The sequence below is a fragment of the Stenotrophomonas sp. HMWF003 genome, assembly GCF_003061285.1.
GTDB classification, from domain to species: Bacteria; Pseudomonadota; Gammaproteobacteria; order Xanthomonadales; family Xanthomonadaceae; genus Stenotrophomonas; species Stenotrophomonas maltophilia_AP.
Window position 1 is genome coordinate 3842 of record NZ_QAIW01000356.1, and the last position, 6761, is coordinate 10602.

Below are 6761 nucleotides of genomic sequence, written 5' to 3' on the forward strand. Positions count from 1 at the left end.
TCACCAACAGGCATAGGGCCAGCACGCCGCGCACACGCTCACCGCACCGTGCTGCTCGTCCGGTCTGCATCAGGCTTCTCCACGGGTGCGGCCATGCACCGCGTCACCAGCGCACTCTGCCTGCCGGTAGCGGCCGCGTCCAGATCTGCAGCGCGCGCCTGCGCGCTCAGCTCACTCGGCCCCCAACAGCCGCAGGTGGCCGTCGGCCGCCGGGTCCATGGCCAGGTAGACCACGTTGTCGCCCTTGCGATACCCCACCGAGCACACCGCCTGCCACCCTTGGCCGCAGTCGACCTCGGGGTACCTGGCGATGGGCGGCGCGCCGTCGTAATCGTGGGGTTCGGCGGTCCAGCCGTGCTGCAGCAGCGCGCTGCGTACCGGTGCGTAATCCATGCCGGTGCGGAGGCCGAGCGACGCCAACGGGGCAGGCGGCGGGGGCGCAGATTCGGCAGCGGGTTCGGTGGCGGGCGCGACGGCCAGCAGCAGGGATATCAGGAAAGCATTCATTGCGGCGCAGGATAACGCATGCGTTGGTGCGTGCCCGGCATGCGCTGCAAACACGATCGGCCGCCCTTTTGAAGGGCGGCCGATCGAGGTGGAGCAAGAACAGTCGACGGACAACAACAGCCGTCGAGCAACGGTCGACGTTACCGGGCGTTCTTCACGTAGGTGTCGAACCAGGTGAGCATTTCGTACACCAGCTGCTCGTTGGACTCCAACGCGGTGTACCAGTGCGGCTCGTTGGGCAGCATCACCAGACGCGTGGTGCCGCCGTTGCCGCGAATGGCCTGGTAGAGCTTGCGCGACTGGAACGGCTCGGTGCCCGGATTGGCGTCGTCCTCACCGTGGACCAGCAGCAACGGCAGCTTGATCTTGTCGGCATAGAAGAACGGCGACGCCTTCAGGTACACGTCCTGCGCCTGCCACACCGAGCGCCGCTCGTTCTGGAAACCGAACGGGGTGAAGGTCTTGTTGTACGACCCGCTGGTGGCCACGCCGGCCTTGAACAGGGTGGTGTGCGCGATCAGGTTGGCGGTCATCAGGCCGCCATGGCTGTGCCCGGTCACGCCGATCCGGTTGCGGTCCACCACGCCCAGGTCCACGGCCTTGTCCACCGCGGCCTTGGCATCGGCTTCCAGCTGTTCCAGGTAGGTGTCGTAGGCGTTTTTCGGGTCGCCCACGATCGGGAACGAGGCGTTGTCGATGATCGCGTAGCCGGCCAGCAGCATCAGCCGGTACGGCGCCAACCGGGTGAAGGTCTGCTGCGAACCGGACACCTGCCCGGCCTGCGCGGCGCTGGCGAAGTCGGCCGGGTACGCATACAGGATTGCCGGCACGCGCTGGCCTTCCTTGTAGCCCGGCGGCGTGTACAGGGTGAACGACAGATCCACGCCATCGGCACGCTTGTAGGTCACCAGCCGCTTCTGGATCTGGCGCACTTCCGGGGTCGGGTCGCTGAGTCGGGTCAGCGCGGTGGCCGTGGAGGCGTACTGCGCTTCGCCGTCCTTCGCCGCGGCGTTGCGCTCGCCCTGCTGGCGCACGAACGCGTTCGGCGGGTCCATCACCGACTGGTGCCAGGTGAGGTAGCGGCCGGGCGTGGCGGTCAGGCCTAGGATCTGCTCATACGCGTCGGCGCCGCTGCGGAACAGGCGCTCGGTCTTCAGCGAGCCCAGGTCCAGGCGGTCCAGGAACGGCCGGTCGCCCTGCGGCGAGGCGCCCTGCCCGCGCAGGAACACGAACGCGCCGTCCTGGCGTACCACCGACGCGCCGTTGGGCAGGCGCGTGAACACCAGGTTGCCCGGGTCGGCGTACTGCTCGTCGCTGGACAGATCCCACAGCAGGCGACCTTCCTTCTTCGGCTGGTCCACATCGACGATGCGGGTCTGCCGCCAATGGCGGTTCTCGTCGTTCTCGAACAGGAACGACACCGCCGGATCGGCGCTCCATGCGATGCCTTCGAAGCGCTGCGCGGTGCGGGCGATTTCCTGCGGTTTGCCGTTGAACGGTGCCTTCAGCGCGAGCACGCGGTCGCGGTGCGGCACTGTCACCTTCCAGTCGCCCTTGTCCAACGCCTCGGCGTAGACCAGCGTGGCCGGATCGGTGGCGCGCCAGTCAAAGTCACGCGGGCCTTCGGGTACGCCATGCACCGGCACACGGTCGGCCAGAGGCAGGCTGGCGATCGCGGCCGCGCGGCCCGTGGTCAGGTCGAGCACGGCCACGTCGTTGGCGAAGCGCTGGTAGGTCACGGCGTGGGAGAACGGCGCCTTGAGGGTCTCGGTCAGCACATGCACGCCATCGGGTGCCGCATTGACCTCGTTGTACAGCGCCGGGGTGCCGACATTGCGCACCTGGCCGGCGGCCACGTCGACGACCGCCAGCTGCGACAGCCCGTAGTAGGCAAACAGTTTTTCATCGTGCGCGCTGGTGAGCGTATCGCGCGCTTCATAGGTGCTGCTCTCGCCGCTGCTGCCGAGCGATTCCTGCACGTCGGGGCCGCCGGGTCCGTTGCCACTGGTCGGTGCCGGGCCCTGGTTGGCCGGTACCCGCTTGACCAGCAGCTGCTGCCCGCCGCCCAGCCACTGCAGGGTGTAGCCGAAGATCGGATTGAGCTGCACGTCCGGCACCTGCTTGACCTGGCCGGTCACCGCATCGCCCACCCACAGCTGCACCGAGGTATCCACCGCGTTCTGGAACGCAAACCGCTGGCCATCGGCAGACCACTGTGCCGCACCCGCGCAGCCCTGCGGCAACGCGACCTTGGTGTGCTTGGCGGTACCCACGTCGACCAGGGTGAAGTCGGCCACGCAGGCTGGGATGCCATAGCCGCCCTGGGTGTCATGGCGGCTGCGGTTCTTCGGCTCCAGGCGCACGCCGGCCAGCTTGAGGTACGGCTGGGCCACCCGCTCGATCGAGGGATAGGTCTGCGCGGTGGTCAGCAGCAGGCGCTGCCCGCTCGGGTCCAGGCTGGGCGCCGGCGGCGGCGGGGCCTTGAGCACCTTGAGCAGGTGCTCCGGCGGCTTGGCGTAGTCGGCGAAGGCCGGCGCGGTAGCGAACAGACTGAAGGTGGCAACAGCAACGGCCGCGGCCAGCGTGGTACGACGAATCGGCATGTGGGTCCCCTTGTGATGGTGGGTACCCGGCGGCAGGGACGTCGCCGGGCAAACGTCGAATCTAGCACCGGGCGTCCGGGTCGGAATGGGCCGAAAGCACTGGCACGCCGCCGCAGCTGCGGAGCGACGCGACCGGCGCAGCGGCGCTGTCATTCCAACGGGCGCGGGGTGCTGGTGAAGGTGTGCAGGCGATCGCCGTAGAACATGAAGAACAACTGCAGGGTCATCGGATGGGTGGCGGTGCCGCCCTTGGCCTGCGGATCGTCGGCCAGGCACTCGGTGATGTCCGACCCCGCGGGAACCGCGTCGCACTGCAGGGCCAGCTGATGCCGTGCGGCAAAATGCTCGACCGCTGCGCGGGAGCCGCCGTCGAGTGCAGCGGCCTGCGCCTGCTCGCGCCAGAACGTTTCCCGTGCCTGCAGGTTGCTGCCCGCGCGAAATTCATCCAGCAGGCCGCTGTACCACAGCGCCAGCGCGCCCAGGACGACCAGCACCAGAGTTGCCATTCCCTTGCCCACGTTTCCTTCCTTTGCCGCAGCCTGCACCCGGTTCCGTACCGGACTGCCGGCCACGGTAAGATGACGCTGCAGCCTCGTCAATGGACGCTCCGTGCGCACACTCCACGCCCTTCGTTACATCACGCCCCTTCGTGAGGGCGGCTCCCTGCCCGCCGTGGTCGAAACAGACGACGACGGCATGGTCGTGCTCAAGTTCCGGGGCGCCGGACAAGGCCCCAAGGCGCTGATCGCCGAGCTGATCGCCGGCGAGATGGCGCGCAGTGTCGGCCTGCCGATCCCGGAGATCATGTTCGTCGAACTCGACCGCGAGTTCGCCCGCACCGAGCCCGACCCGGAGATCCAGGACCTGATCCGCGCCAGCGAAGGCACCAACCTCGGGAGCGATTATCTGCCCGGCGCGATCAATTACGACCCGGCAGCCATGCCGGTGGATGCCGAGCTGGCCTCGCGGATCGTGTGGTTCGACGCGCTGACCAGCAACGTCGATCGCACTGCGCGCAACCCCAACCTGATGGTGTGGCACCGCAAGTTGTATCTGATCGATCACGGTGCGGCGATGTATTTCCACCACGATTGGGCCAACGCCGGCGAAGCCTGCGAAAAGCCGTTCGTGCTGATCCGCGACCATGTGCTGCTGCCGTTCGCAACGCAGATCGCCGACGTGGACGCGGCATTGGCCGCCGCGCTGCCTGATGCCGAAATCGAACGCATCGTCGGCGTGGTGCCGGACAGCTGGCTGGTCGACGAGCCCGCCTTCGACAGCCCGGCGCAGTACCGCCAGGCATATATCGACTATCTCAAGCGCCGCCTGCAGGTGCGTGCCGTCTTCGTCCAGGAGGCCGTCCGTGCCCACGCTGCACACGTATGACTACGCGGTGATCCGCGTAGTGCCGCGGGTGGAACGCGAAGAGTTCATCAACGTCGGGGTGATCGTGTCGTGCCCGGGTGCCAAACACCTGGAAGCGGCGATCGAGATAGACCCGGCGCGGATGCACGTATTCGCCCCGTCCCTGGACCTGGACGCCCTGCAGCCGTGGCTGGATGCCATCGTGGCCATCTGCCGTGGCGACGCGGGCGCCGGCCCGATCGCACAGCTCCCGGCCCGGGCGCGCTTCCACTTCCTCACCGCCAAGCGCAGCTCGGTGGTGCAGATGTCGAGCACGCACGTAGGCCGCACCGCCGACCCGGCCGGCGTGGTCGCGCACCTGCTGACGAAGATGGTACGGGTACCGTAGCGCCGGGTTCTACCCGGCTGGTTTTCGGACCATGCACATCTGCGGCCAGCCGCGTAGAGCCGGGTTCTACCCGGCTGGCTTTCGGTCCATGCGCATCTGCAGCCAGCCGCGTAGAGCCGGGTTCTACCCGGCTGCCTTTCGGTCCATGCACATCTGCAACCAGCCGGGCAGAGCCCGGCTCTACGGGGCTGGCTTTCGGTCCATGCACATCTGCAACCAGCCGGGCAGAGCCCGGCTCTACGGGGCTGGCTTTCGGTCCATGCACATCTGCGGCCAGCCGGGCAGAGCCCGGCTCTACGGGGGTGGCCATCTACACCAGGCGAAGGGATAGTCGTTCATGCCGGCGGCCAGTCCGGCACGCACGGGGTTGGTGAGGATGTAGGTTGCTTCGGCCATCAGTTGGCGCTCGTCACGCTGCAGCTGGTCGTAGTAGCCCGGTTGCCACAGCGTGCCCTGGGTCTTGTTCAACTTATTGAGCGCCTTTGCCGATCGTGACTTGAACGTGCGCATCACGATCGCCAGCGGCGTTTCGCGCAGGTAGAACATCCAATGGATGTGGTCCGGCATCACCACCCATGCCACGGATTCGGTGCGCCCTTGATCATCCGAGGCGCGCAGCCAGTGGATGACCTCCTGTGCATTCGCTGTATCGACGAACAGGCGGGCGCGTCCTGCCGTCACGGTGGTGACCACGTAGCAGTTGCCGGTGCTGAAATGCGTCCACGCTGTAGAGAGGGGCTGGCCATGTCTGCATCGTGCGCCCCGTTTCCAAGGCGATGAAGCAGAAGAGTCTGCGGTGCCCTGTCAGGGGTTTCCGCGGCGCGCTATCTCCGTAGAGCCGGGTTCTACCCGGCTGCCGTCGATTCCATACACGCCTGGCACAAGCCGGGTAGAACCCGGCTCTACGGGGCTTGTGAGAAGCCGGGTAGAACCCGGCTCTACGGGGCTTTTGAGAAGCCGGGCAGAGCCCGGCTCTACGTTACCTGTGGTGCACTCACTGCTTCGGCAGGGCGTAGGCAATCACGTAATCGCCCGCGGGGGTTTCCATGAAGTGGTGGCCACCGGCCATGATGACCACGTACTGGCGCCCACCGAAGGCGTAGATCATCGGGTTGGCCTGGCCGCCGGCAGGCAGCTTGGCGTGCCAGAGTTCCTTGCCGGTCTTCAGGTCGATGGCGCGCAGCAGGTCATCGGTGGCCGCGGCGATGAAGATCAGGCCGCTGGCGGTGACCACCGAGCCGCCGTTGTTGGGCGTCCCGATCTCGATCGGCAAACCGGAGCGGATGCCGAACGGGCCGTTGCCGCGGGCGCTGCCGAACGGGCGGTCCCACAGGGTCTTGCCGGTGCGCATGTCCACCGCGCGGATGCCACCGTACGGCGGCTGCTTGCACAGCAGCTTGGTGAACGGCAGGCGCCAACCGGCGTTGACGTCGATCGCGTAGGGCGTGCCGGTCTGCGGGTCCCCTGCTCCTTCGGCGCCGCCCTTGTCGGCCCGCACGTCTTCGCGCGGCACCCAGCCCAGCTTGTCGGCGGTGGCACGCGGCACCAGCAGGTTGTAGTTGGGCATGTCGTTGTAGTTGGCCACGATCACGCCACGACGCGGGTCCACCGACACGCTGCCCCAGTCCGAGCCGCCGTTGTAACCGGGGTACTCGATGGAATGCCGGTCCGCGGTGGGCGGCGTGTAGAAGCCCTCATAGCTGGCCTTGCGGAACTGGATGCGGCACACCAGCTGGTCGATCGGGGTGATGCCCCACATGTCGCGCTCGGTGAGGTCGGGCTTGCGCAGCGTGTGGTACAGCGAGAACAGCTGCGTGGGCGAACGCTGCCCGGGTTCGACGCCGCCGGTGGGCACCTTGCGCTCTTCGGCCGGGGTGAGCAGCTGGCCGGTGCGGCGG

At 67.5% G+C, this 6761-nt stretch carries 7 protein-coding genes; 2 read left to right on the forward strand and 5 right to left on the reverse strand.

The window, feature by feature from the left end; all coding sequences use genetic code 11:
• Positions 1 to 171: 171 nt before the first annotated feature.
• From DBR34_RS14560 to DBR34_RS14570, 3 genes are all read right to left on the reverse strand, one after another.
• A complete protein-coding gene (locus DBR34_RS14560; protein WP_128097322.1) occupies positions 172 to 507 on the reverse strand; it encodes a hypothetical protein in 336 nt (111 codons plus the stop codon).
• A 140-nt stretch (positions 508 to 647) separates the two neighbouring features.
• Positions 648 to 3110: a prolyl oligopeptidase family serine peptidase gene (locus DBR34_RS14565; protein WP_128097323.1), complete on the reverse strand. Its 2463-nt coding sequence runs from the start codon at positions 3108 to 3110 to the stop codon at positions 648 to 650.
• Positions 3111 to 3259: 149 nt separating this feature from the next.
• A complete protein-coding gene (locus DBR34_RS14570) occupies positions 3260 to 3628 on the reverse strand; it encodes a hypothetical protein (RefSeq protein WP_128097324.1) in 369 nt (122 codons plus the stop codon).
• A 91-nt stretch (positions 3629 to 3719) separates the two neighbouring features.
• Here DBR34_RS14570 and DBR34_RS14575 point away from each other — a divergent pair, with 91 nt between their 5' ends.
• Positions 3720 to 4496 (forward strand): HipA family kinase, encoded by a 777-nt coding sequence (locus DBR34_RS14575; protein WP_128097325.1) that lies wholly within the window; start codon positions 3720 to 3722, stop codon positions 4494 to 4496.
• Entirely contained in the window at positions 4474 to 4863 is a 390-nt protein-coding gene (locus DBR34_RS14580; protein ID WP_128097326.1) for a DUF3037 domain-containing protein, read from the forward strand. The genes DBR34_RS14575 and DBR34_RS14580 overlap by 23 nt, the downstream gene beginning before the upstream one ends.
• Positions 4864 to 5157: 294 nt before the next feature.
• On the opposite strand, the gene DBR34_RS14585 is transcribed toward DBR34_RS14580, so the two are convergent.
• Positions 5158 to 5556: a transposase gene (locus tag DBR34_RS14585; RefSeq protein WP_258223954.1), complete on the reverse strand. Its 399-nt coding sequence runs from the start codon at positions 5554 to 5556 to the stop codon at positions 5158 to 5160.
• 301 nt (positions 5557 to 5857) lie between these two features.
• A partial coding sequence (locus tag DBR34_RS23245) for a PQQ-binding-like beta-propeller repeat protein (RefSeq protein WP_258223955.1) occupies positions 5858 to 6761 on the reverse strand: 904 nt, incomplete at its 5' end.

Coding starts and splice junctions, on each gene's coding strand:
- DBR34_RS14565 (WP_128097323.1), bottom strand. CDS start 3,110: ATGCCGATTCGTCGTACCACGCTGGCCGCGGCCGTTGCTGTTGCCACC.
- DBR34_RS14560 (WP_128097322.1), bottom strand. CDS start 507: ATGAATGCTTTCCTGATATCCCTGCTGCTGGCCGTCGCGCCCGCCACC.